The following is a 23,236-nucleotide window of genomic DNA, read 5'->3' on the forward strand; positions in this document are numbered from 1 at the left end:
TCACCAAGGGGCCAGCAGGAACTCGTCGACGAACCGCCGGAAGGTCTCATCGACGATCGTGGTGTCCTCGGCGGTGAAGTATTCGATGATGAGGCCTTGAAAAGCGGTCAGCGCGATGCGTGACCGGGTCTCGGCAACTGGGCTGGGCATGCCGATTGCCTCGAGGCGGGCTTGCGCATTACGGGTCAGCAAAGACATTGTCGTCCAGGTGTATTCGCGGTACGGGCTGTCGACACCGCAGGCCGCGCCGAAGACCTGCAGCACTACGCGCAGAGTGTCGCTGCGTTCGCCGCGGGTGCACTCACGCCAGTCATCGAAGCACCATTGCCGGTGTGCGGCAATAGACTCCGGCAGGTCCAGATCCTCGGTCTCGGGTATCGCCGCCCGTTGTTGACGCGCCAGGACCTCCAGAATCAACTGCTCCTTACTCCCGAAGTAATACACCAGCATTCGCGCACTGGTGTTCAGGTGCGAAGCGAGCTCACGTAGAGACGTATCGACGACACCGGTGCGCGCCAGTACGGCGCCGGTGGCGGTGAGCAGTTCCTCACGCTTCGAGTGGTCGAAAGGCCGGGGCACGCTTGACTGTAACACTTGTTTCAGATACGAGTTATAAGGTGCCGTTCCCCACAACGTCCGCGTGGCAGTCTCCTCGGGATGAGCCGATCGGTAGCCGAAACAGTCGTGATAGCAGGGGATTACCCGCGATATCGCGACGATGCGCCATGGTTTCCTGGCTGGCCGCGCTGGCAGCGCTGCTGATTCAGCAATGGATCGAGCCGTTCACCGCGGGCTCGCACATGGGCCTGCTGACCAACGGTGGTGACCTCGACATCTACCGACACGGCGCTCTGCAAGTGGTGCACGGCGCTGCCGTGTATACCCGGGAGCTTCCCGGCGGCGGCTGGTTCACCTATCCGCCGTTCGCCGCGGTGACGTTCGTGCCATTGGCGCTGGTGAATTTCACGGTGGCGAAGGCAGTCTGGATGGCGGTGTCGTTCCTTGCATTGATCGCGACGATATGGCGCTGCGCGACCGTGTTGGGTTACCGGCGGGATTGGCTACTCGCGATCGTGAGTGTGGCCGGTGCTGTTGTCGCACTCGATATCGAAGCGGTACGTGGCTCGCTGTGGCAGGGCCAGGTCAATCTTGTGCTGATGACGATCATCATCTGGGACCTCACCCGCGCCCGCGGGGCCCGTCTTCGGGGATGGTCGGTCGGAATCGCCGCCGGAATCAAGCTGACCGCTGTAGTTTTCGTGCCCTACCTGTTGATCACCCGACAATGGCGCGCCGCGATCACCGCGACCTCGACGGCGGCCACGACCGTATTGCTCACGTGGTGTTTGTTGCCTGCTGACTCCGCGGAATATTGGTCATATGCGATGTTCCAGATCGACCGAATCGGTCCGCTGGATCATCCTGGCAATTTCTCGATCGGAGGAGTGCTGGCCACGTTGTGGGCCCCCGCACCGATGCCGACGCTCTGGTGGCTGGTTGGGGTCATGCTGGTGGCCGCGTGCGGCTATTACGCCGCGTATCGCGCCGAACTCAGCGGTCAGCGACTGCTGGCGGTGACTATCGTCGGGCTGCTCGCATGCACCGTGCCTCCCTTGGCGTGGGGTCACCACTGGGTGTGGACCGTGCCGCTACTGGCCGTCACCATCGATCGCGTTATTCGTAGCACGGGCACCTCTCGCCGGCTCTGGGCCGCTGTGGCAACGATGATCTACCTTGCGGTCTTCATGTGGTTCAACGCCTGGCTGTATCGCACCGCGACCCGATTCGGCGCGAGCTATCCGACGTACGTCGATGCCTTGAATGCCGCCATCGATCACATGACGAAATTCGACAAGCTGCTTGCGGTGGCACATCAGCCGCTGCTCTTCGTGCTCGTCTGCGTTGTCACCATCACAGTGACTCGGCAGGAGTCTGCCGATACAGCGCCGCGACCGCGTCGGGCCTGACCTTCATCGCGGCGTTCCGCGGGAGGGCCTCGACAACCGCGATTGCCACCGGGACGTGGTGGCTGGGCAGTGCCGCGCGCACCAGCTGCCGTAGATCATTCTCGCTGGGTAATGTTGCTTCCGAGCGTAATTCGACCGCGGCGAACGGTATCTGACCGAGTCGGCGGTCTGGCACGCCCACGACGAACGCATCACGAACCGCCGGATGGGTCAGCAGTACCCGGCGCACCGCTTCGGGGAGAATCTTGAACCCGCCGCGGTTGATCGCACCGTCGGAGCGGCCATGGATGGTCACGAAACCGTCGGCATCTACCGAGGCGATGTCGGTGGTGCGGATGAACTCCGGACCCATCACCTCGACCTTCGCCTCGAGCAGTCCCTGGGTGTTCCTCGGCAGTGTCGCACCGGTGGCGGGGTCGACGATGCGGACCTGCACACCCGGCAGTGGCAGGCCGGAGCTATCGGGCTTGGCCGCGCCGTACCTCCGGTACAAATCGGGTGTCCACGAGCACACCGATCCCGCGAATTCGGTTGCGCCGTAGGCCCACAGCACCGGGATGCCGAATCGCCGCTCGAACTCCTCGCGGGTGGCGGATTCCAGAGGGCCGGAGCCACCGACGATGAACTCCAATGACGACAGATCTGCTGCGGACACATCGGGTGCGTCCAGCAGCATTCGGACCATCGCCGGCTGCACCCCACTGCGCCGGATCCGGTAGGTGCGCACCGCTCGTACCCAGTCGGCGACGGTGAACCGTTCCAGCAGCACCATCCGCTTGCCGACGAACGGCGCGGCCAGTAGTTGGCACACGCCGACGCTGCCGAACGGCCAGAACACCACATCCGGTGGACCGTCCGGTTCCGGTGCCGACGCGTGGGTGATGCTGTCGACCGTGTGCTGCAGCACCGCCGTGCGTATCGGTATTCGTTTGGGTGCGCCGGTGGTGCCGCTGGTCAGGATGTGAATGCCGGATTCGGCCGTCAGCGCGGGAGCGTGGGAACGAGCGCCGATGACTTGGATCGCGTTGAGCGACAACGAGATCGATGCCGAGCCGGCAACCTTCGTCGCCGCCACCACCGACCCGGTCCAGTCCTGTTCGTCGGCGATCACCGCAGGCAGGTGTAACGCGGCGATGTCGGAAGCGATCCCGGCCGCGGACTGGTACGAGTAGATCATCACCACCGGCCGGCCGGCGGCGATGAACCCGAGGATCGCTGCGGCGTGTGGTACCCGGTTTCGTACCACCACACCGACGGGCTCGCCGGACCCGACCCCGTTGCCGCACAACAGTTTCTCAATGCGCCGATACATCGCGGCGATCTCGTTGCCGGAGTACCACCGCCCGTCGAATTCGATGAACGGGCGATCGCCGTAGCCGGCCAGGCCCGTGGCGAGTCTGGCGGCGAACACCTCGGCTGCGGCCATGGTCAGTAGGACGTGGAGCCCTGGTCCACCGGGATCTGCGCCGCGGTCACATTGCGTGACTCGTCGCCGGCCAGCCAGCAGACGGTGTCGGCGATGTCTTCCGGTTCGGCGATCCAGGTCGGCAGGAACGGGGTGAGCATGTTCGCCAGTGCCGGATTGCTTTCTGTCGCATGGCCGATCGCGGCAACCATGTCACCGGTGCCCATGTCGGTGTTCACCGGCCCCGGGTGCACGCTGTTGACCCGGATCGCGTGCTTGCCGAGCTCGGCGGCGAAGGCCTTGGCCATCCCGGTGACAGCATGCTTGCTGGTGGTGTAGTGCACCATGAACGGCTGCAGCTTGATTCCGGCCGCGGAGCTGATCAGGATGATCGAGCCACCGCGGCCGCTGTCGATGATGTGCTGCGCGCCGGCCATCACGGCGTTCCAGGTGCCGGTCACGTTGATCTCCATGACGTCCCGGAAGGACTCGGGGGTGATCTCGTGCCAGATCTGTGGGGCCGACACACCGGCGTTGGCCACGATGATGTCCAGCCGGCCGAACTGTGCGACTCCCTCGTCGACCACCTGCTGCAGACTTTCCAGGTTTCGGGTATCGGCGATCGCGGAGTGGATGCGTCGACCGGTTTCCTGTACCAATCTCACCGTCTCGGCCAGGTCGTCCTCGGTGGCAGGGTTGTACGGGACGCAGTCCGGCAACTTGTCGCAGATGTCCACCGCGATGATGTCGGCGCCCTCGCGGGCCATCCGCAGCGCGTGGGCCCGTCCCTGGCCGCGGGCAGCGCCGGTGATGAAGGCGACGCGGTCGGTCAGTCGGCTCATATCTGCTCCTGGGATCCGGTTGTTTGCACAAGCATTTCACGTAGCGCGGCGGTGTTAACCTTGCCGGTCCCGCCGCGGGGTATTGCATCGTCGTCGTCCAGGATCAGCCATACGGTCGGGACCTTGAACGAACTGAGTAGGCCGCGTGCAGCGGTCCGCAACTGATCTGGGGCCGCGCTGCCCACCACCGCGGCGCCTACCCGATTGCTCTGCATGCCAGGAACATTCGTCACGAACGCGGCATGCACACCGTCGATGCTGCGCAGCGCCTGTTGTACCTCGCTGGGATAGACGGAGGCGCCGTTGACCTTGAACATGTCATCGGATCTGCCGTGGTAGAACAGGAAGCCTTCGTCATCGAGCCTGCCGAGATCCCCGGTGGCGTAGTAGCCGTCCGGGGTGAACACCTCTTCGCGGCTGCGACGGCAGATACCGCGCAGCATGTGCGGCCCGCGAACCTGAATCACACCGACTGCGTCCTCGGGTAGCGGTGCGCCGGTTTCGGTGTCGACGATGCGAATGTCCACGCCCTCGAACGGCCGACCGCAACTGCCCCAGGCAGATTCGGGCATGTCGGTATCGGCGCGGTAGCCGCAGTACGGTCCGAACGATTCGGTCATCCCGAACAGGTTCGCCCGGGCGCCCGGCGGTGAGCGATGCTCGGCCGGCAACAGGGCTGCCAAGCTGCCCGGCCGCAGCGTCGAGAGATCAACGCCGATCGAATCACGTTCGCGGGCCATGGCTGCAGCCTGATCGGGCCAGCCGCGGAACAGGGTGACGCGCTCGCGTTCCAGCAGCCGCAGCGTGGTGGTGGGTTGCGGGGTGGGTTCGGTCACCAAGGTGGCGCCGGCCAGCAACACCGACAACACTCCAGCGCCGAAGCCACCGACCCAGAAGAACGGCATCGGCAGGTACAGCCGGGTGTCTGAATCGATGCATCGTGGACCTAGGCTGGAACGGACCGCGGCCAGTGCGCTGCCGTGAGAATGCTTGACGCCCTTGGGCATTCCGCTGCTGCCCGAGGTGAACATCACGAGTAGCGGGTCACTGGGGCTCACCGCCCTACCCATGGCGCTCACCACACTGCGGGCGGCTTCGTCGGCCGAACCTGCTGCGAGCTGCTCGGTGGTGCAGACCTGTCTAAAGGCCGGTAGGTCCGTATTCGTCCGGCGGGGAAGGTCATCGAGATAACGGTGGCCGCGGAACTCCTCGACCGCGATCAGCAGCTGGACCGATGCCACCTTGAGCTGAGCGGTCAGTTCGGCGGGTGTCAGCAGCGTACTGAGCGGCACCAGTACTGCGCCGATCCGGGTGGCCGCCAGCGCGATCCGTACCCACGGCACGCCGTTGGGCATGATCAATCCGACCCGCGTTCCCTTGCCGGCGCCCAGCCGCACCAATGCCGCAGCCAGATCCGTGGTGGCCGAATCGAGTTGGTGATAGTTGATCCGGACATCTGGATCGACGAATGCCGTCTTGTCGGGCTGCTGCTCGGCGCGTAACCGCAGCAGGGTGTCGATGGTGTCAGTCACCGAAGTGCTCCCGCAACTGCCACCGGTCGACCTTGCCGCTGGGCAGCGCCGCGATGTCAGCTTCGGCGACGGTGATCAAACGGCGCGGAATCTTGTACGACGACAACTCTTTTGCCAGTTCCCGCAGAAGGGCCCCCTCATCGACCGATTGACCATCGCGCAGCGCCAGTACGGCGGCGACCACCTGGCCGCGATCGGGATCGGGCAGGCCCACCACATGGGCGGTCAGGCCGCCGACCCGAGCAATGGCGTTTTCCACCTCGACGGGGGACACATCGGCTCCGGCGGTTTTGATCATGGCCGTGCTGCGACCCAGGAAATACAGGAACCCGTCCAGGTCGGCGCAGACGGCGTCGCCGGTATGGAACCAACCGTCGGCATCGAAGGAGTCCTCTCGGCTGCGGCGGTGGTAACGCTGCATCAGATATGGGCCGCGGAAACACAATTCGCCGGGATCGCCGGCCGGCACGGGTTCGCCGTCCGGTCCGACGACCTTGACCTCGAAGCCCGGGGCCGGCTTACCGAAGGAACCGCGACGATGTTCGGGTTGGTCGGACTCATCGGAGCTGAGCAACACGGTGCCGCCGGTTTCGGTCAGTCCCAGCATGTTGTGCCGCAGTTCGGGGTCGGCCGGTCGACAGTCCGGCGCCATGATGGGGTACAGATTGCCCCGACGTAGCGACGACAGGTCGCAGGTGGCGAAACTCGGATGCTCGGCGAGTTTGGTCACCGTCGCCGCGAAACCGTTGCAAACAGTGGGCTTTGCCGATTCGAGGAGTTCCAGGGTCCGCGCTGGATCGGTTGCGTTGGAGCACACCAGCGTGCTCCCGGCGGTCAGGGTGGCCAGCAGCCCGAACGCGAATCCGCCGATCCAGAAGAACGGTGAGTTGCAGAACAGCACATCGTCGGCGGCCAGCCCACGGATCTGGTTGAGGTTCCGCTGGTGTCCGAGCAGTGCGCCGTGCGTGTGTATGACCCCCTTGGGCGTTCCGGTCGACCCGGAGGTGTAGATGATGGCCAGCGGGTCGCACGGATCGACGTCGGCCTCCAGTGCGGCCAGCAGCTCGGGGGCGACGGAGTCGGCCAACGTGTCCAGTCCATCCAGGTCGAACACCACCTCGCGCAGTTCCGGCAGCTGGCTGTCGAGGGCGTCGGCGAGGCGTGCGCGGTAGTCGTGAGAGCGATACGACGACGCGGCCAGCAGAATGCGGACATCCCCGTGGGCCAGTTGACGGCGCAACTCCGGCGCGGTGGCCAACGTGCTGAATGGCACGACGATCGCGCCGATCCGGGCGGCAGCCAACGCCGCCACGACGAATGGGCTGCCATTGGCGAACAACAACCCGACGTGGGTGCCCTTGCCGGCGCCGAGGGCCACCAGGGCGCGGGCCAGCCGCGCCGATCGCTCTTGGGCGTGCGCGTAACTGATCCGGTCCTCGTCGCAGATCAGCAGGGGGTGCTCGGCACGAGTGCGGGCCTGGGCGGCCAGCACGGCCGCCACGGTATCGGTCATGTGCTCGATCCGAAGTGCACCCGCACCGCGGTCAGATCTGCCTTGCCGGAAGGGGTGCGGGGGATGGCGTCCACGACTGCGATCTCGGTGGGAATCTCGTACGGCGCCAACCGGTTCCGCAAGTAGCCGGACAACTCGTCAGCGCTGACCGCTGCGCGCAGCTCCACCATGGCCACCGGGGTCTCACCGAGTCGCGGATCTGCCCGGCCCACCACCGCGGCACCTTGCACATCGGGATGGCTCTCCAGCGCGCTGCGGACGTCGTCAGGCATCACCTTGAATCCGCCTCGGATGATGGCCTGATCGGCGCGGCCCAGGATCCACAGAAATCCGTCGGCATCGATCCGGGCGAGGTCGGTGGTACGCAGCCATGGGGTCCCCGGTCCGAGCTGTCCCGCTTTGACTTCCAGCAGCCCCGGTTCACCGGCGTCGACTACCGCGCCGGTGTGATCGACGACCCGCAGCTGCGCCCCCATGCTGGCGCGTCCCACGCTGCCACGCTTGGTATGCCAGAACTGCTGGTGGTCGGCGTAGGTCCACCCGGCCACGCCGCCGCCGAATTCTGTTGCCGCATAGGAGGTGAGCACAGGAATGCCGAACTTCTCGGTGAAGGCGTCCGCATCTTCGGCGGACAATGGTGCGGTACCGGAGGTGACGACCTTGACGCCGGACAGGTCGTCGGCTGTCAGATCGGAGTGCAACACCGTGCGCAATGCCGCGGGGACCAAGGACACGGCCTTGGGGCGGTGGGTGCGGACCGCCATTGCCCAGCTTTCCAGCTCGAAGCGTGGCAGCAGCACGAAAGCCCTTGCTTCGCAGATGTTCTGCAGTACCCGGTAGATGCCGCCGATGTGGACCAGGGGAGCGTTCACGATGGCGATCCCGGGTCGGGTTGCCGTCGGTTCCGGTCCGAGCACACTGTGCGCCAGCATGCCGTAGGTCAGGTCGATGCGCTTGGGTGTGCCGGTGGTGCCACTGGTCAGCATCCGCACCGCGACACCCGGCCGTGATTCGATGGGCCCTGGTACGGCTGCCACGACCACCGTGAGCGTATCGATCGTTGTGGCCGATGATCCGATGGTCGGCGCGACGGCGGCGATGTCTGCGGTGTCGCCGATGGTGACGGGCAGGTGGAGTGCGGCCAGATCGGCCTTGACCCGGTCGTCGCCGCGGGCCGGGTTCACCACCACCAGCGTCGCGCCGGCCGACAGAATACCCAGCACCGCGGCCACATGCTGCGGGGTGTTGCGCAGCAGTACACCGACCTGTGGGCGGTCCTTCAGGTTCCCGGCGATCTCCCGTGCGCGATCGGCCAGCTCGCCCCAGGTGACCCACTGATTCTCGAATTCGATTGCGGGGGAAATCGGTTCGAGATCCAGAACAGTCGAGATCCGTGCGGAGAGCCGGTGGACCATCAACGGATCCTCGGCGTCTGTTCCGGGGTCGGGGGTCGGGCAGCCATATCGGCCTGGCCGATGGGGTTTCCCAGCCGGGTATAGATCAGGCCCTGGTCCAGTGCGGCGCGGTACGGCTTGTCCAGGGATTCCCAGATGGCCTTGACGGTGCCCTGGGTGGCCGACGGCGGATGGCCGGCGATCCTCGCGGCGATCTCGTGCGCCCGGCCCCACAGCTCTGCCTTACCCACGATCTCGGTCACCAGCCCGATGCGCAGGGCGGTCTGTGCCGCGACCCTTTCGCTGTTGCCACTCAGGGCAATTCGCAGGGTTTCGCCCAGCCCGATCCTGCGCATCAAACCGATCGGTTCCAGTGCGCTGACCAACCCGGCACTGACGTGCGAGTCGAAGAAGGTGGCGTCGTCCGAGCAGATGACCACGTCGGCTTCGTTGACGAAGTAGAACGCGCCGGCCGTGCACATGCCCTGGACCGCGCAGACCACCGGCTTGAACATCTTCTGCCACTTGGGGCTCAGCGCCTCGCCCGGATCCTCATGGTTCCAGATGTTGTCCGGCTGGCCGTAGGACTCTTTGATGTCCAGTCCGGCGCTGAAGGCCCGGTCACCGGCGGCGCGCAGCACCACGGCATGTACGTCATCGTCGAGCTTGACCGCCCGCCAGGCGCGCGCCATCTCCTCGCACATGGTGCGGTTGAATGCGTTGAGCCGCTCGGGCCGGTTCAAGGTGATGGTCGCGACGTGCGCATCACGATCGACTTCCAGGAGAATTGTTCGGTAGTCGCTCATCGGCACTGCCAGTTCGGAGCACGCTTTTCCATGAAGGCCAACGGCCCCTCCTTGGCGTCGTCGGTGCGGACCACCCGCTCCCGGAAGGTCTCGGCGAGGATCTCGGCATCGCCCAGCGGCAGGTCCAAGGTCTTGTGGATGGCCAGGCGGGTGCCCCGAACAGCAAGGGGCGCGTTGGAGTTGACGATGTCGGCGATCTCGTGAATGCGTTCGGCGAGCCGGTCAGGCTCGACGACCTCGGTGATCATGCCCAACTCGTACGCGCGCTGCGCGCTCATCCGCTCGTGCTTGCCCATGATGGCCATGCGCAGCGCGACCGAGCGAGGCAATACCCGGGCCAGCCGGACCACCTCGCGTCCGGCAACCAGGCCGATGGACACGTGCGGGTCGAAGAACGTCGCCTGCTCGGAGGCGATCACGATGTCGCCGGTGGTGACCCAGTCAAGTCCTGCGCCGCAACAGATTCCGTTGACGGCCACCAGCACCGGTTTGGCCATCCGCCGATACGGCGGAGTGCCCTCCTGCGGTGCCTCCCATTGGTCGTAGGTCGACAGGTACGGGCGTTCGTAGATCACCCGACCATCGGCGGGGATCTCGCCGACGTCGGCCCCCGAGCAGAAGGCGCGGCCGGTCCCGGTGACGATGATGGTCCAGATGCCCTCGTCGGCCTCGGCTTCGGCGTATGCGGCGCGCAGTTCGCCGACCATGTGCGGGCTCAGGGCATTGAGCGCCTGCGGACGGTTCAGTGTGATGGTCACCTTGTGGCCGTCCACCTCATACCCGATGGTGTCGTACGGGCCAGCGCTCATGCAGCGTTCCCTCTTCGCTTCAGCGTCCGGTGAATCCGGGATCGCGGCGTTCTCGGAAGGCGGCCAGACCTTCCTTGAAATCGTTGGTACGGCAGGATAATTCGAGGTGCATCAGTTCTTGGTTCATGGTCAGTTCGAGGGTGGCATGCTGGCCGAACGCCAGGCCACGCTTGGCCATGCCCAACGCGACCGTCGGTCCGCCGGCCAGTCGGTCGAGCAGATTTTCTGTGGCCGTGTCGATTTCGGCCGATGGGACGGCGTGATGCACCATGCCCCACTCCTCGGCTACGCGGCCGCTGACCTTCTCTCCGAGCAGCAGCATCCGCCGGGCCCGGGCTACCCCGACCAGCCGAGGCAGTAGCCAGCTGGCGCCGGAGTCTGGACTGAAGCCGCGCGTGATGAACGGCTGCCAGAAGACCGCATCGTCGGCGGCGATCGTGAAGTCGGCGGCCAACGCGATATTGCAGCCCAGTCCGACGGCCCAGCCGCGCACCGAGCACACCACCGGCAGCGCCACGGTCGCGACCAATTCGACGATGCGGTGGCTGCTCAGCGGTATCCGGCGGACCAGATCTCCGGTCCGCGGGCGCCTTCCCGAGTCGTTGGCGGCCAGCCAGTCGGCACCCGAGCAGAAGTCGTCCCCGGCCCCGGTGATGTGGATGGCTCGAAGGGTGTCGTCGGTCGCGGCTTCGGTCAGCGCGCCGACGAGCTCGTCGATCATGCTGTGGTTCAACGAGTTCCGGTGAGTCGGTCGATCGATGATGAGGCGTAGCACGGCTCCGTCGCGGGCGAGTGTAACCGAGCCGTCCGGGCCTGGCGGGGCCGTCGGATGGGGCTGTTCGATCACGTTGATCCCGCCTCTCCGGAGCTATATGGTGAACCCTACAGTAGGCGTAACGATTACTGCCGCATCCAAGTTAGCAAGTAATGGGTGCCCGGGAAAGGTGGCGGATGAGGTGGGTCGGTGAGCTTCGCGCGGTTCGGTGAGCAGCCACTGGCGCAGACCGTCGCCGCGGCCGCGGCGATCCGGCGGTTGACCGGGCTGTTGTTGGCGCAGGAATGTGAGCATCCGGTGGTGGCGGAGATGCTGCAGCAGTTCGCGCGCTGGGAAGGTCAGCTGTCCGTAACCGCGCCGCTGGATCTGGCGCCACGCATCGGCGACATCCCAGACGACGCGGGCCGGCTCTACCTGGATCACGCCTTCGACGTCGGCGCCTACAACGCGTGTTTTCCCGAATACCAGTTCGGCTCGGTCGATGGTGACAAGGCCCGGGGCACGGTGAATTTCCCGTTGGCCTATGAAGGGCCACCGGGGCTGGTGCACGGGGGCTTTCTCGCAGTGTTCTTCGATTGCGTGATCCAGCAACACAATTGCTCGACCAGGCTGTCCGGCAAGACCCGCTCCTTACAGGTGCGCTACCGCCGACCCACACCGCTGCTGGCCGAGTTGACGTTCGACATCGTGCGCTCCGAAACCGAACGCGGACTGACCTCGATGGTGCGGCTGGCCTTCGGCGACGAGGTGTTGGCGGTCGGGACTGCCGAGACCGTCGCGCTGCCGCCGGAAAAGCTCACGGGCTCGAACTTCGGCGTGCGGCGCGAGAATTGACCGACAGGAGAACCGATGACGACCGATGACGACCGGGTGCTGTTCGAGCGTGACCCGCAGGGCCGGATCGCGACCATCACGTTGAACAACCCGAAGCAGCGCAATTCCTACGACGCGGCGATGCGGGACACCATCGCCCGACACCTGGATACCGCGGCCGACGATGACGACATCACCGTGGTGCTGCTGCGCGGCGTCGACGGGGTGTTCAGCACCGGTGCCGACATGAACAACGCATACGCCTGGTATGGCCAGGAAGACTCGCCTGAGGCGAGGCGGCGTCCGAGCCAGCGCCGGCGTCTTACCGTGGATCGCAAGGCTTTTGGCTTCTATCACAACTTCATGGGCTTCCCCAAGGTCACCGTCGGGGAGATCAGCGGCTACGCACTCGGTGGCGGATTCGAGATGGCGCTGATGACCGACATCTCGGTGATCGCCCGCGACACCCGGATCGGTATGCCTGCCACCAGGTTCCTCGGGCCCGCGCTGGGCAGCCTGCACATGTTCTTTCACCGGCTGGGCCCGGTGCTGGCCAGGCGGCTGCTTCTGACCGGCGACATCGTTGAGGCGTCGACCGTCGAGCATCTTGGTGTATTCACCGAGACCTGCACGCCGGAGGAGGTCACGGCACGGGCCTGGTACTGGGCGCAGAAGGCATCGCGGATGCCGGCCGACGGCGTGGTGATCGCCAAGGAGGCGTTCCGGCTGGTCGAGCAGAGCCAGGCCTACCAGGGTGAGGAGGCTGCCAGTTACATTTTCCACGCTTACGGGACCAACCTGCAGTTCGCACCGGGCGAGTTCAACTTCGTCAAGACCCGCGCCGAGTTTGGGGCCAAGGAGGCCTTTCGGCTACGCGACGAGCACTTCGATGTTCCGGAGCCGGAGTGAGCCGAGCAGTGGCCGGTTACTGAAGCAATACATTATCTGCTATTTTTGTAACGTCGTGGACGTCGAGGTTCCACTGCCACGCTGCGATCAGCAGCCCGACAACTTGAGGTGTCTGAGAACATGCCCACTCCCGTCATCGTCGGCGCCGTCCGGACAGCGATCGGCCGTTCCCGCAAGGGCACCCTCGTCAACACCCCGCCGGAGACCCTGATCACCGCGATCCTTCCCGAGGTGATCCGTCGCGCCGGTATCGACCCGGCCGACATCGATGACATCATCTTCGCCGAATCCCATTACGGCGGTGGCGATTTGGCTCGTTACGCAGCCGACGCCTGCGGCCTCAAGCACGTGCCCGGGCAGTCGGTCAACCGGCACTGCGCCGGCAGCCTGACGGCGATCGGCAACGCGTCGGCGCAGATCGGCTCGGGCATGGAGCGGGTGCTGATCGCCGGCGGTGTGCAGTCGCTGTCGATGACCCCGTTGACGAACTGGCGCATCCCCGGCCCCGAGCTGAAGTTCGAGGAGCGCTGGATGCCGCCGACCCACGTCGAGACTCCCGATGCGCCGACCAAGGACATGTCGATCACCGTCGGATGGAACACCGCCAAGGCTGCGGGAGTCACCCGGGAGGAGATGGACGCCTGGGTCGCGCGCTCGCACCAGCGCGCCGTCGCCGCTCAAGACGCCGGCAAGTTCGTCGACGAGATCCTGCCGTTGAAGCTCACCATGCACGACGGCACCGTCATCGAGTTCGCCGTGGACGAGAACCCGCGTCGGGACACCACCGTGGAGAAGCTGGCCGACCTGAAGGTGCTGCACCCGGAGATCGAGGGCTTCTCGATCACTGCAGGCAATGCCAGCGGTACCAACGATGCCTGCGCCGCGGTGGCACTTGTCGAGGAGAGCTACGCCGCAGACAAGGGGCTGAACGTGATGGCCAAGGTGCGGTCCTGGGGCTCGGTGGGCGTCGATCCGCGTGACACCGGTCTCGGTGGTGTCGAGGTGATCGGCAAGGTGCTCGATCGCGCCGGCCTGAAGCCATCCGATGTGGCGCTCTGGGAGATCAACGAGGCGTTCGCCTCAGTGCCGGTCGCCGCGGTCAAGAAGTACGGCATCGACGAGGAATTGGTGAACTTCTCCGGCAGCGGTTGCAGCCTGGGTCATCCGATCGCCGCCTCCGGTGCCCGCATGGTCACCACGCTGATCTATGAACTGCAGCGCCGCGGCGGCGGCGTCGGTGTCGCCGCCATGTGCGCCGGAGGCGGCCAGGGTGGCGGCGTCGTCATCGAGGTTTAGCCCGCGATCTTGTTCGGCGCCGGATGGGTGAGCATCCGGCGCCGAATCCTTTGTGGGGTCAGCGCTTGCGGGCCGGCTTGCGTTGCCCGATCAGCTGCTCGGCGTGAGCGAGGATGCACTCGAGCCCGTATTCGAAATTGTGGTCGTCGGCCGCGCCGATGCGGTGGGCCTCGTCGGTGACCTGGGCCAGCAGCGGGGTCACCTCGGCGTCGATCACCAGCGCCTCTTCGAAGTCCCCGGGGCCACCGTCGATGGCGCGGTTTTTCTCGTACAACCGGTGCAGCACAACCGAACCCCGTACGTGGACCGACACCGCCGAGTAGGTGTTGAACGCATCCTCTGCGGACAGCCCGGCCTCGACCAATCCGTTGATCGCCCGTTCGACCTCTTGGACGCCGACGCGAGCGGCTCGTGGGCTCAGGGCGGATCGGATCAGGATCAGATCGCACAGAATCGGGTTGCCCATGAAGGCTTTTCGCATGGTGCGGGCGTGGGTTGCCAGCGTCTCGCGCCAGTCGTCGGCTTCGACATACGGTGCTGCGACCGCGAATTCGCGCAACGCGCGATCGGTCATGGCATTGAGTAGGTCGTCCTTCTTGCGGAAGTACCAGTAGATGCTGGTGACTCCGACGCCGAGGTGCTTGCCCAGTAGCGGCATGCTGAGGTTGTCGATCGAAACCTGCTCGGCGAGCTCGAATGCGCCCTTGATGATGTCATCGGGGTTGATGGATCCGCGCTCGCGCCGCTGACGCTTCTCGGCGATCGGTTGCTTCGCCACTGGGGCACCTCCATCAAATCTCGTCATACTGCGTGCGTAAGTGGCCGTCAACATTACCGGTAGGTTTACCGGCGGCTCGCTATGCGCACCTACTGTAATACGTATAGTAAGCTTTTCTGGCGAGTTGAACCTGAACCGAAGGGCAACAAGGTGTCGGACGAAATCCTGACTGAGCGGCGCGGGCGCACCCTGGTCATCACCATCAATCGGCCGGATCAGCGCAATGCGGTGAACCGCGCAGTAAGCCAGGGGTTGGCCGACGCGATGGACGAACTCGACGGTGAGGCGGGGCTTTCGGTCGGGATACTCACCGGCGCCGGAGGCAACTTCTGTGCCGGCATGGACCTCAAGGCATTCGCCAAAGGAGAGTTCCCGGCGGTCGAAGGACGTGGGCTCGGGTTCACCGAACATCCGCCCCGCAAGCCGCTCATCGCGGCGGTGGAGGGCTTCGCACTGGCCGGTGGCACCGAGGTGGTGCTGGCCACCGATCTGGTGGTGGCCGCCAAGGGCGCGAAATTCGGTATCCCGGAAGTGAAACGGGGCCTGGTCGCCGGCGGTGGCGGGTTGCTGCGGTTGCCCAAGCGGATTCCCTACCAGAAGGCACTGGAACTGGCGCTCACCGGTGACAGCTTCACCGCCGAGCAGGGTGCGGAGTGGGGTTTCGTCAACGTGCTGACCGAAACCGGTGCGGCACTGGACGGTGCCATCGCGCTGGCCGAGCGGATCACGGCCAACGGCCCGCTCGCCGTCGCGGTCACCAAGGAGATTCTGGTCCAGGGCACCGAGTGGAGCGCCGACGAAATGTGGCGCAAGCAGCTGGAATTGATGAGTCCGGTCTTCGCGTCCAACGATGCCAAGGAAGGCGCCGTCGCCTTCGCCGAGAAGCGGGCACCGGTCTGGACCGGATCGTGACGGCCTGACCGGCGATGGATCTCGGATTCGCAGGTGCGACGGCCGTGGTGGTCGGCGGCGGCCGCGGCATGGGATTGGCAACCGCGCGCTGCCTGGCTGCGGACGGCGCGCGCGTCGCCGTTGTCGGCCGCTCACCGGATGTATTGGACAGTGCTGCAGAACAATTGGTCGACTGCGGCAGTCCAGAGGCCTTCGGCGTGGTGCTCGACGTCACCGACGCCGCCGCAGTTGACATCGCTTTCGGCGAGCTCGCCGCACGGTGGGATGGTGCGCTCAACGTGCTGATCAACACCGTCGGACCCGGTGCCGCCGGCACCTTCGAGCAACTCACCGATGACCAATGGCGGTCCGCGGTCGACGAGGGGGTGATGAGCATGGTGCACTGCGTCCGGGCGGCAATACCGTTGCTGCGCAGAGCGCAGTGGGCCCGGGTGGTCAACTTCTCGGCGCACTCGACACAGCGTCAGAGCATCATGCTACCGGCGTACACTGCCGCCAAGGCAATGGTGAACTCCATCTCGAAGAACCTCTCGCTGCTGCTCGCCAAGGACGAGATCATGGTGAATGTCGTTTCGCCGGGCAGCATTTCGTCAGAGGCGCTGTTGGCCTGGGCCGATTCGGTGGGCGTCGACGGAAGCGACCCGTACCGGCTGATGGCGGCCATCGACGAACACTTCGGCCATCCCGCACACCTGCCGCGGGCCGGTCTGCCCAGCGAAATCGGACCGGTGGCAGCGTTTTTGGCGTCGCGCCGCAATTCCTATATGACGGGCGCCAATGTGAACGTCGACGGTGGATCCGACTACATCTAGGGAGAGCCGCGGATGGCCAGCGCATCGCAGGCACGGGAGTGGGCACGCAGCGCGCTACGTGGCATCGGGGACTCGCTGTACACGCCGTTCTCGGGGGCAGACGGCGATGACATCGACTGGGATGCGTACCGCGCCTTGGTCCGATACTGCGTCGGCGAACTGCGCCACTCGATGCTGTGGTGTACCAGCGGCGTCGCCGAGTTCTGGTCGTTGACCATCGCCGAACGCAAGCAACTGCTGGAACTGGCCATCGCGGAAGCGCGGGCCATCAACCCCGATGTGATCATCCAGGCTTGTACGGCGGCGATGGCCCCCAAGGACTGCTTGGAGTTGACCCGGCACGCCCAGGAGGCGGGCGCCGACATCGTCTACCTCCAGACGCCGATGATGGAAACCCATGGCGGTGCAGGGACACTGCGGTTCTTCAAGTACATCGCCGAGCGCACCGACATCGCCCTCGGCATGTTCAACTCGCCGTCTTCCGGCTATGTGCTGACTCCCGCCGAGGGGGCGCAGATCTACACCGAGATTCCCGCGGTGTGTGCGACCAAGGAGGGCGCGTTCCAGCCTGCGGCCAGCCGGCAATTACACGAGCTGGCACCGGGACTGGTCATCTGGGAATGCGACAAGACGGTATACCGAGCCGGTTGGCTGCGCGACGGCATCGTCAGCCCGGCACAACTGGGTACCACCGGCTACCTCTTCGAAACGCCCAGCAAGCCGCTGGCGTCCCAGTACTGGGAACTGGTCGTCGCCGGCCGGCTGATCGAGGCCATGGACTTTGCGCGTGATTCGGGCCTCGACCGCTTCGACGTCGACCTGGGTTCGGTGTTCACTCGCTATCCCGGCCGGGCGGATTACTTCACCCACTGGGGTGGAGCCTTCAAATTCGCTGCCGCACAACTGGGCCTGCCCGTCGGCGACCACCCCGAGTCTCGGGCGCCGCAAGCGGCACTGCCCGAGGAAGCCAAGGATCGAATTCGGACCGCCTATCAGCGCCTTGGTCTGGTGGCCTGAAACTACCCGCAGTGGTGCTGTTTTGGCAGGTCTGGACACTTGCGGCGATAGATACTGATAGGTATACAGTAAGAGCACACAGTTATCCGGACGCGGGAGGTCAGGCGAGGATGAGCGCAACAGCGCCTGTCGATGAGGCGGTCCGCTACCAGGTCACCGACAAGGCCGTCGCGATCATCACCCTCAATAGGCCGGACCGGCTGAATTCATGGGGCGCGGACATCTCCAACGGCGTGTATGCCGCGTTCGATCGGGCCGAGACCGACGATGCGGTCCGAGCCGTGGTGTTGACAGGTTCGGGACGGGGCTTCTGCGCCGGTGCCTACATGGGCGAGATGGCCACCATCGGAGAGTCGATCAGTGCGGACACCGACGTCAGCAAGCTTGTCGGGGAACGACATCCACATTTTCTGACCGAACTGCGCAAGCCCGTCATCGCCGCGATCAACGGCGCGTGCGCCGGTATCGGCCTGACCCACGCGCTGATGTGTGACGTCCGGTTCGCCGCCGCCGGAGCCAAGTTGGCCACCGCGTTCCCGCGCCGCGGGCTCATCGGCGAATACGGCATCACCTGGATCCTGCCGCGACTGGTCGGGTGGGGCGCCGCTGCCGATCTGCTGTTGAGCGGCCGGACCTTCTACGCCGAAGAAGCAGCACAACTAGGGTTGGTGAAAGAGGTTGTAGCGCAAGAAGATCTGATGCGCCGAGCCGTCGACTACGCCGAGGACCTGGCGCAGAACTGCTCGCCGGCGGCCATGGCCGTCATCAAGCGCCAGCTCTATGGCGATGCCAACCACGAAGTGCTCGACGTGAGTTCACGTGCGGAGAAACTCATGCACGAATCGATGGTCCGGCCGGACCTCATCGAGGGCATCACCGCGTTCCTGCAGAAGCGCCCGCCAAACTTTCCGCCCCTGCAGGGCAGCTGAGAAAGGTTGATCAGATGACCACCGCACCCGACCGGCTGCCATACCTGGCCGTCGATGTCGACAACCACTACTACGAGCCGTTGGACGCCTTCACTCGGCATCTGCCAAAGGAATTCAAGCGTCGCGGGGTGCAGATGGTGCAGGACGGCAAGCGCACCTGGGCAGTGATGGGGGAGAAGGTCAATCACTTCATCCCGAATCCCACGTTCGACCCGATCATCGAACCGGGCTGCCTGGACCTGCTGTTTCGTGGTGAGATCCCCGAGGGTGTCGATCCGGCGTCACTGATGAAGGTCGACCGCATGGCCAACCACCCGGAGTACCAGAACCGCGATGCCCGGGTCACGGTCCTGGACAAGCAGCACCTGGAGACGGCCTTCATGCTGCCCACATTTGCCTGTGGCGTGGAGGAAGCCCTCAAGTCCGACATCGAGGCGACCATGGCTTCGGTACATGCATTCAATCTGTGGCTCGATGACGACTGGGGCTTCCACAGGCCTGACGGCCGGATCGTGTCGGCGCCGATCATCTCGTTGGCGGACCCCGAAAAGGCGGTAGCGGAGGTCGAATTCGTACTCGGCAAGGGGGCCAAGCTGGTGCTGGTCCGCCCGGCCCCGGTACCCGGTGTGGTCAAACCGCGCTCACTCGGGGACCCGCTGCACGACCCCGTATGGGCAAGGCTGGCCGAAGCCGGTGTGCCGGTGGGCTTTCATCTGTCCGACAGCGGCTACTTGACGATCGCGGCGCAGTGGGGCGGCAAGGCGACATTCGAAGGTTTCGGCAAGAGGGACCCGCTGGACCAGATCCTGCTCGACGACCGTGCCATCCACGACACCATGGCCTCGATGATCGTGCACCAGGTCTTCACCCGCCATCCCACGCTCAAGGTGGTGAGCATCGAGAACGGCTCGTACTTCGTGTATCGCTTGATCAAGCGGCTGAAGAAGGCCGCCAACAATGCGCCGTACCACTTCACGGTGGATCCGGTCGAGCAACTGCGAAACAACGTATGGATCGCCCCGTACTACGAGGACGACGTCAAGGTGCTGGCCGACACGATCGGGGTGGATAAGATCCTGTTCGGATCCGACTGGCCGCACGGTGAGGGTCTGGCCGATCCGATGAGCTTCACCGCGGACATTCCACAGTTCCCCTCGTTCAGCGCCGAGGACACCCGGAAGGTCATGCGCGACAACGCACTTGAACTTTTGAACCGCCACGCCGCGTGACCGAGTGGACCATCGGCGCCGTCCTGGACGCCATCGCAGACGCGGTGCCCGACCGCGAGATGACGGTGTGCGGCAACCGGCGCAGCACTTTCGCCGAGGGCGCCGATCGCACCCGGCGGCTGGCCAACTTCCTCGTGGGCCGCGGATTGGGCGTGCATGCCGAACGCACCGGTCTGAACCGGTGGGAATGCGGTCAGGACCGGGTTGCGCTCGTCATGCACAACGACCTGTACCCCGAAGCGGTGATCGGCTGCCTCAAAGCCCGCACGGTGCCGTTCAACGTCAACTACCACTACGCGCCGAGTGAAGTCGCGGACCTGCTGGCCTACCTGCGCCCGCGGGCGGTGATCTACCACCGGTCGCTGGGCGCGAGGTTCGCCGATGTGCTTCACGCGGAGGTGCTGATCTGCGTCGACGATGGCGACGGGGTGTCGTTGCCGGATGCCATCTCCCTGGATGACGCACTGGTGCAGGGTGATTCGGACTGCGCCGGGCCTGGTTCGCCCGATGATCTGTTGTTGGTCTGCACCGGTGGGACCACGGGACGTCCCAAGGGCGTGATGTGGCGCCAGGGCGACATCTACGTGTCGTCGATGAACGGTGCCGACCACAGTACGGCCGCCGAGATCCACGACAAGGTCGCATGTGGTGGAGCGCCGTGGTTCGCGGTGTCACCGTTGATGCATGCCGCAGGCATGTGGACGACGTTCTCAGGGCTGCTGTCGGGGCTGACCGTGGTGTTGAACGACACCAAGGGCGGGTTCGACCCACGCGCCGTGCTGGAAACCGCCGAGCGTGAACAGGTCGGGTTGATGACCATGGTCGGCGACGCCTATGCCGGGCCGATCGTCCAGGAGTTGGGCCGCCGGCCCTACGACCTGTCCTCGTTGTTCGCGATCGGTACCGGTGGGGCGGCCACCACGGCCAAACACCAACGGGCACTGCTGGAATACTTACCACAGATCACGGTGATCAACGGATTCGGTTCGTCGGAGACCGGCAACTTGGGCTTCGGGCACACCCGGAATCAGACACCCACCGCGGAAACATTTCAGTTGCGCGCAGGAGGCCAGGTGGTGTCGCAGGACCACACCCGCTTCTTGGATCCGGGGGAGGACGAGGTCGGGTGGGTGGCCCGCAACGGACGGATTCCGTTGGGGTACTTCGAGGACGAGGCCGCCACGGTGAAGACTTTCCCGGAGGTCGACGGGCAGCGCGTGGTGATCTCCGGCGATCGGGGTTCGCTGGCGGGCGACGGCACCTTGCGCCTGTTCGGCCGGGATGCGTTGGTAGTCAACTCCGGTGGCGAGAAGGTGTTTGTCGAAGAGGTCGAAGAGGCGCTGCGGGCCCATCCGGACGTAGCCGATGCCTTGGTGGTGGGTCGCCCCAGCGAGCGGTGGGGGCAGGAGATCGTCGGGATTGTGGCTTTGCGGCCCGATGCGCAGTGCGGGGCCGACATGTTGCGGGAGCACTGCGCGAGCACGCTGGCGCGGTTCAAGATCCCCAAGGACATGGTGTTCGTGGATGAGGTACATCGACTCGGCAACGGCAAGGCCGACTACCGCTGGGCGAAGCGCCGTGCGGCCAGGGAAGTGGAGAACGTATGACACACAAAGTGATCGACTGCCTGGCGAATGTCCACTTCGGCGAGACCGAACATCAGCCGGCCTTCATGACGAAGGTGCGCGACGACTACTTCAAGGGTCCGAAGTCGTTGTACAACCAGGTCGAACTGCCTGAGCTGCTCGAAGAGATGGACGCCAATGGGGTCAGCCGCGCGATATTGATGGACAATCTGGCCAAGCCGTCGGTGACCGCCCGCAAATTCGTCGAGGCCGAGCCGGAGCGCTTCGCGTTGGCCGTCGGCGGCGTGAACCTGCTACGTCCCATCCCGTCGCTGCGGGAGCTCGCCATCCTCACCAGGGATCTACCGGTCGCCTACGCCGTTGTCGGGCCGAGCTTTTGGGGAGACGGACAGTACCCTCCCAGCGACGCGGTCTACTACCCCCTGTATACCAAGTGCGCCGAGATGGAACTGCCCCTGTGCGTGAACACCGGTCTACCGGGACCTCCGATCCCCGGTGAGGTACAAAACCCGATCCACCTGGACCGGGTGTGTGTGCGATTTCCAGAGCTCAAGCTGTGCATGATCCATGGCGCAGATCCGTGGTGGGACATCGCGATCCGGATGCTGATCAAGTACCAGAACTTGCGGCTGATGACCTCGGCGTGGTCGCCCAAGCGGTTGCCGGAGAGCCTGCTGCACTACATGCGTACCCGCGGGCCCAAGAAGATCATCTTCGCCTCGGATTACCCGGTGCTGCGGATGAACCGGGTGGTGCCCGAGGCGTTGGCCCTGGATCTGCCTGTCGAGGTGCTCGACGACTACCTCTATCGCAATGCCGCGGAGTTCTTTTTCGGTGAGGGACAGGAGAACTGACGATGGACCGCTACGAGCTGCGTCGGCTGGACTACAGCCTGAACGCGGACCACACCGACGTGCAGACTGCCTACCGGCAGTTCTTCAGAACCCATTGCGACATCGAGACCGTGCGCGCCGCGGAGCCGACCGGATTCGACAAGAGCCTGTGGGAACGCCTGTGTGCCATGGGCGCAACGACCATGGGCCTGCCCGAATCGGTCGGCGGTGACGGCGCCACCCTGGTCGACCTGACCCTGGTGGCCGAGGAATTGGGCCGCGCGCTGGCACCGGTGCCCTGGATCGACCACGTCGTGGGCTCGCGACTGCTGGCGAGCCTGGGCGCATCGGATTCCGGGGAAGTCGTCGGCGGCACGCAGATCGTCGCCATCGACCCTCAGCAGGTGGCCCCCAGCGGTCGGAGGCTGATCCCGGTCGGTTCGGTAGCCGACCACGTCATCCTCCGGGAGGGCGATGATGTGGTGAAGCTCGGCTTCTCCAGTCGGCCGGTCAAGGTCGACAACATCGGCAAGCTCCCGATGGCCTGGGTGGATCCCGCCGCCGCAGATACCCGGGTGGTCCTGGCTACGGGTGACCGCGCTAGGGCGAGTTATCAACGGGCGCTGGATGAATGGCGGCTGCTGACCGCTTCGGCGCTGGTCGGCCTGGTCGAGGAGAGCATGACGATCGCCGCCGAGTTCGCCAAGACTCGCTACACGCTGGGCGTGCCGATCTCGACACTGCAGGGCATTTCGCACCCGCTGGCCAACATTGCCATCACCGTGCAAGGCGGGCGGGGCTTGTCCCGCCGCGCCGCGTGGTTCCTGGACAACGAACCCGACGAGCGGCCGGAGCTGGCGCCGTCGGCGTTCGTGTTCATGGCCGAGGAGGCAGCCAAGGCCGCCACCGTGGCCGTTCATGTTCAAGGCGGTCTCGGGGTGTCGGCCGAGGCCGCTGCCACGGCATACTTGGTGCGGGCCCGCGGGTGGCCGCTTGCCGGCGGCGACCCCGGCGCCACCGCCGTTCACATCGGCCGGATCGTGGCCGATCGCGAAAACCGCACTGCGGCATGGGCGTGA

22 protein-coding genes are annotated in these 23,236 nt (G+C 65.4%); 12 read left to right on the forward strand and 10 right to left on the reverse strand.

Annotated features, from left to right (window positions below; genetic code table 11):
• Positions 1–579: a TetR/AcrR family transcriptional regulator gene (locus ABIA30_RS00070; protein ID WP_370060927.1), complete on the reverse strand. Its 579-nt coding sequence runs from the start codon at positions 577–579 to the stop codon at positions 1–3.
• 146 nt (positions 580–725) lie between these two features.
• On the opposite strand from ABIA30_RS00070, the gene ABIA30_RS00075 reads away from it, so the two are divergent.
• Positions 726–1,967: a glycosyltransferase 87 family protein gene (locus ABIA30_RS00075; protein ID WP_370060929.1), complete on the forward strand. Its 1,242-nt coding sequence runs from the start codon at positions 726–728 to the stop codon at positions 1,965–1,967.
• On the opposite strand, the gene ABIA30_RS00080 is transcribed toward ABIA30_RS00075, so the two are convergent.
• The 8 genes from ABIA30_RS00080 to ABIA30_RS00115 are packed head-to-tail and all read right to left on the reverse strand — an operon-like array spanning position 1,912 to position 11,115.
• Complete coding sequence (locus ABIA30_RS00080) at positions 1,912–3,393, reverse strand: class I adenylate-forming enzyme family protein (RefSeq protein ID WP_370060931.1); 1,482 nt, start codon at positions 3,391–3,393, stop codon at positions 1,912–1,914. The two genes, ABIA30_RS00075 and ABIA30_RS00080, sit on opposite strands and share 56 nt — an antisense overlap.
• A gap of 2 nt (positions 3,394–3,395) precedes the next feature.
• Positions 3,396–4,214 (reverse strand): mycofactocin-coupled SDR family oxidoreductase, encoded by an 819-nt coding sequence (locus tag ABIA30_RS00085; protein ID WP_370060933.1) that lies wholly within the window; start codon positions 4,212–4,214, stop codon positions 3,396–3,398.
• Positions 4,211–5,746, reverse strand: coding sequence for a class I adenylate-forming enzyme family protein (locus ABIA30_RS00090; RefSeq protein ID WP_370060935.1), 1,536 nt, complete (start codon positions 5,744–5,746; stop codon positions 4,211–4,213). The genes ABIA30_RS00085 and ABIA30_RS00090 overlap by 4 nt, the downstream gene beginning before the upstream one ends.
• The gene (locus ABIA30_RS00095) at positions 5,739–7,259 is read right to left on the reverse strand and encodes a class I adenylate-forming enzyme family protein (RefSeq protein ID WP_370060936.1); all 1,521 of its coding nucleotides are present in this window, start codon (positions 7,257–7,259) and stop codon (positions 5,739–5,741) included. Before ABIA30_RS00095 ends, ABIA30_RS00090 begins: the two co-directional genes overlap by 8 nt.
• Positions 7,256–8,674: a class I adenylate-forming enzyme family protein gene (locus ABIA30_RS00100; protein WP_370060938.1), complete on the reverse strand. Its 1,419-nt coding sequence runs from the start codon at positions 8,672–8,674 to the stop codon at positions 7,256–7,258. The genes ABIA30_RS00095 and ABIA30_RS00100 overlap by 4 nt, the downstream gene beginning before the upstream one ends.
• Positions 8,674–9,459: an enoyl-CoA hydratase/isomerase family protein gene (locus ABIA30_RS00105; protein ID WP_370060940.1), complete on the reverse strand. Its 786-nt coding sequence runs from the start codon at positions 9,457–9,459 to the stop codon at positions 8,674–8,676. Before ABIA30_RS00105 ends, ABIA30_RS00100 begins: the two co-directional genes overlap by 1 nt.
• Positions 9,456–10,268: an enoyl-CoA hydratase/isomerase family protein gene (locus tag ABIA30_RS00110; RefSeq protein WP_370060941.1), complete on the reverse strand. Its 813-nt coding sequence runs from the start codon at positions 10,266–10,268 to the stop codon at positions 9,456–9,458. The genes ABIA30_RS00105 and ABIA30_RS00110 overlap by 4 nt, the downstream gene beginning before the upstream one ends.
• 19 nt (positions 10,269–10,287) lie before the next feature.
• Positions 10,288–11,115: an enoyl-CoA hydratase/isomerase family protein gene (locus ABIA30_RS00115; protein WP_370060943.1), complete on the reverse strand. Its 828-nt coding sequence runs from the start codon at positions 11,113–11,115 to the stop codon at positions 10,288–10,290.
• Between the two features lie 117 nt (positions 11,116–11,232).
• Between ABIA30_RS00115 and ABIA30_RS00120 the strand changes: the two genes are divergently transcribed.
• The 3 genes from ABIA30_RS00120 (at position 11,233) to ABIA30_RS00130 (ending at position 14,061) form a co-directional block, all read left to right on the forward strand.
• On the forward strand, positions 11,233–11,877 hold the full coding sequence (locus ABIA30_RS00120) for a hypothetical protein (protein WP_370060945.1): 645 nt from the start codon (positions 11,233–11,235) through the stop codon (positions 11,875–11,877).
• Positions 11,878–11,892: 15 nt separating this feature from the next.
• Entirely contained in the window at positions 11,893–12,765 is an 873-nt protein-coding gene (locus ABIA30_RS00125) for an enoyl-CoA hydratase/isomerase family protein (protein ID WP_370060947.1), read from the forward strand.
• 120 nt (positions 12,766–12,885) lie between these two features.
• Positions 12,886–14,061: a thiolase family protein gene (locus ABIA30_RS00130; RefSeq protein WP_370060949.1), complete on the forward strand. Its 1,176-nt coding sequence runs from the start codon at positions 12,886–12,888 to the stop codon at positions 14,059–14,061.
• Between the two features lie 58 nt (positions 14,062–14,119).
• Here ABIA30_RS00130 and ABIA30_RS00135 read toward each other — a convergent pair whose 3' ends face one another.
• Positions 14,120–14,839, reverse strand: a complete 720-nt coding sequence (locus ABIA30_RS00135; RefSeq protein ID WP_370060951.1) for a TetR/AcrR family transcriptional regulator — start codon at positions 14,837–14,839, stop codon at positions 14,120–14,122.
• Between the two features lie 150 nt (positions 14,840–14,989).
• Here ABIA30_RS00135 and ABIA30_RS00140 point away from each other — a divergent pair, with 150 nt between their 5' ends.
• From ABIA30_RS00140 to ABIA30_RS00175, 8 genes are all read left to right on the forward strand, one after another.
• The gene (locus ABIA30_RS00140) at positions 14,990–15,751 is read left to right on the forward strand and encodes a crotonase/enoyl-CoA hydratase family protein (RefSeq protein ID WP_370060952.1); all 762 of its coding nucleotides are present in this window, start codon (positions 14,990–14,992) and stop codon (positions 15,749–15,751) included.
• A 14-nt stretch (positions 15,752–15,765) separates the two neighbouring features.
• The gene (locus tag ABIA30_RS00145; protein WP_370060954.1) at positions 15,766–16,563 is read left to right on the forward strand and encodes an SDR family NAD(P)-dependent oxidoreductase; all 798 of its coding nucleotides are present in this window, start codon (positions 15,766–15,768) and stop codon (positions 16,561–16,563) included.
• Between the two features lie 12 nt (positions 16,564–16,575).
• Positions 16,576–17,580 (forward strand): dihydrodipicolinate synthase family protein, encoded by a 1,005-nt coding sequence (locus ABIA30_RS00150; RefSeq protein ID WP_370060956.1) that lies wholly within the window; start codon positions 16,576–16,578, stop codon positions 17,578–17,580.
• A gap of 110 nt (positions 17,581–17,690) precedes the next feature.
• Positions 17,691–18,509, forward strand: coding sequence for an enoyl-CoA hydratase (locus ABIA30_RS00155; protein WP_370060958.1), 819 nt, complete (start codon positions 17,691–17,693; stop codon positions 18,507–18,509).
• Positions 18,510–18,523: 14 nt separating this feature from the next.
• Positions 18,524–19,738, forward strand: coding sequence for an amidohydrolase family protein (locus tag ABIA30_RS00160; protein WP_370060960.1), 1,215 nt, complete (start codon positions 18,524–18,526; stop codon positions 19,736–19,738).
• Complete coding sequence (locus tag ABIA30_RS00165) at positions 19,735–21,345, forward strand: acyl-CoA synthetase (protein WP_370060962.1); 1,611 nt, start codon at positions 19,735–19,737, stop codon at positions 21,343–21,345. The genes ABIA30_RS00160 and ABIA30_RS00165 overlap by 4 nt, the downstream gene beginning before the upstream one ends.
• The gene (locus tag ABIA30_RS00170) at positions 21,342–22,178 is read left to right on the forward strand and encodes an amidohydrolase family protein (protein WP_370060964.1); all 837 of its coding nucleotides are present in this window, start codon (positions 21,342–21,344) and stop codon (positions 22,176–22,178) included. Before ABIA30_RS00165 ends, ABIA30_RS00170 begins: the two co-directional genes overlap by 4 nt.
• Positions 22,179–22,180: 2 nt before the next feature.
• The gene (locus tag ABIA30_RS00175) at positions 22,181–23,236 is read left to right on the forward strand and encodes an acyl-CoA dehydrogenase family protein (protein ID WP_370060965.1); all 1,056 of its coding nucleotides are present in this window, start codon (positions 22,181–22,183) and stop codon (positions 23,234–23,236) included.

It is taken from the genome of Mycobacterium sp. MAA66 (assembly GCF_041261665.1).
In the GTDB taxonomy this organism is placed as follows: domain Bacteria; phylum Actinomycetota; class Actinomycetes; order Mycobacteriales; family Mycobacteriaceae; genus Mycobacterium.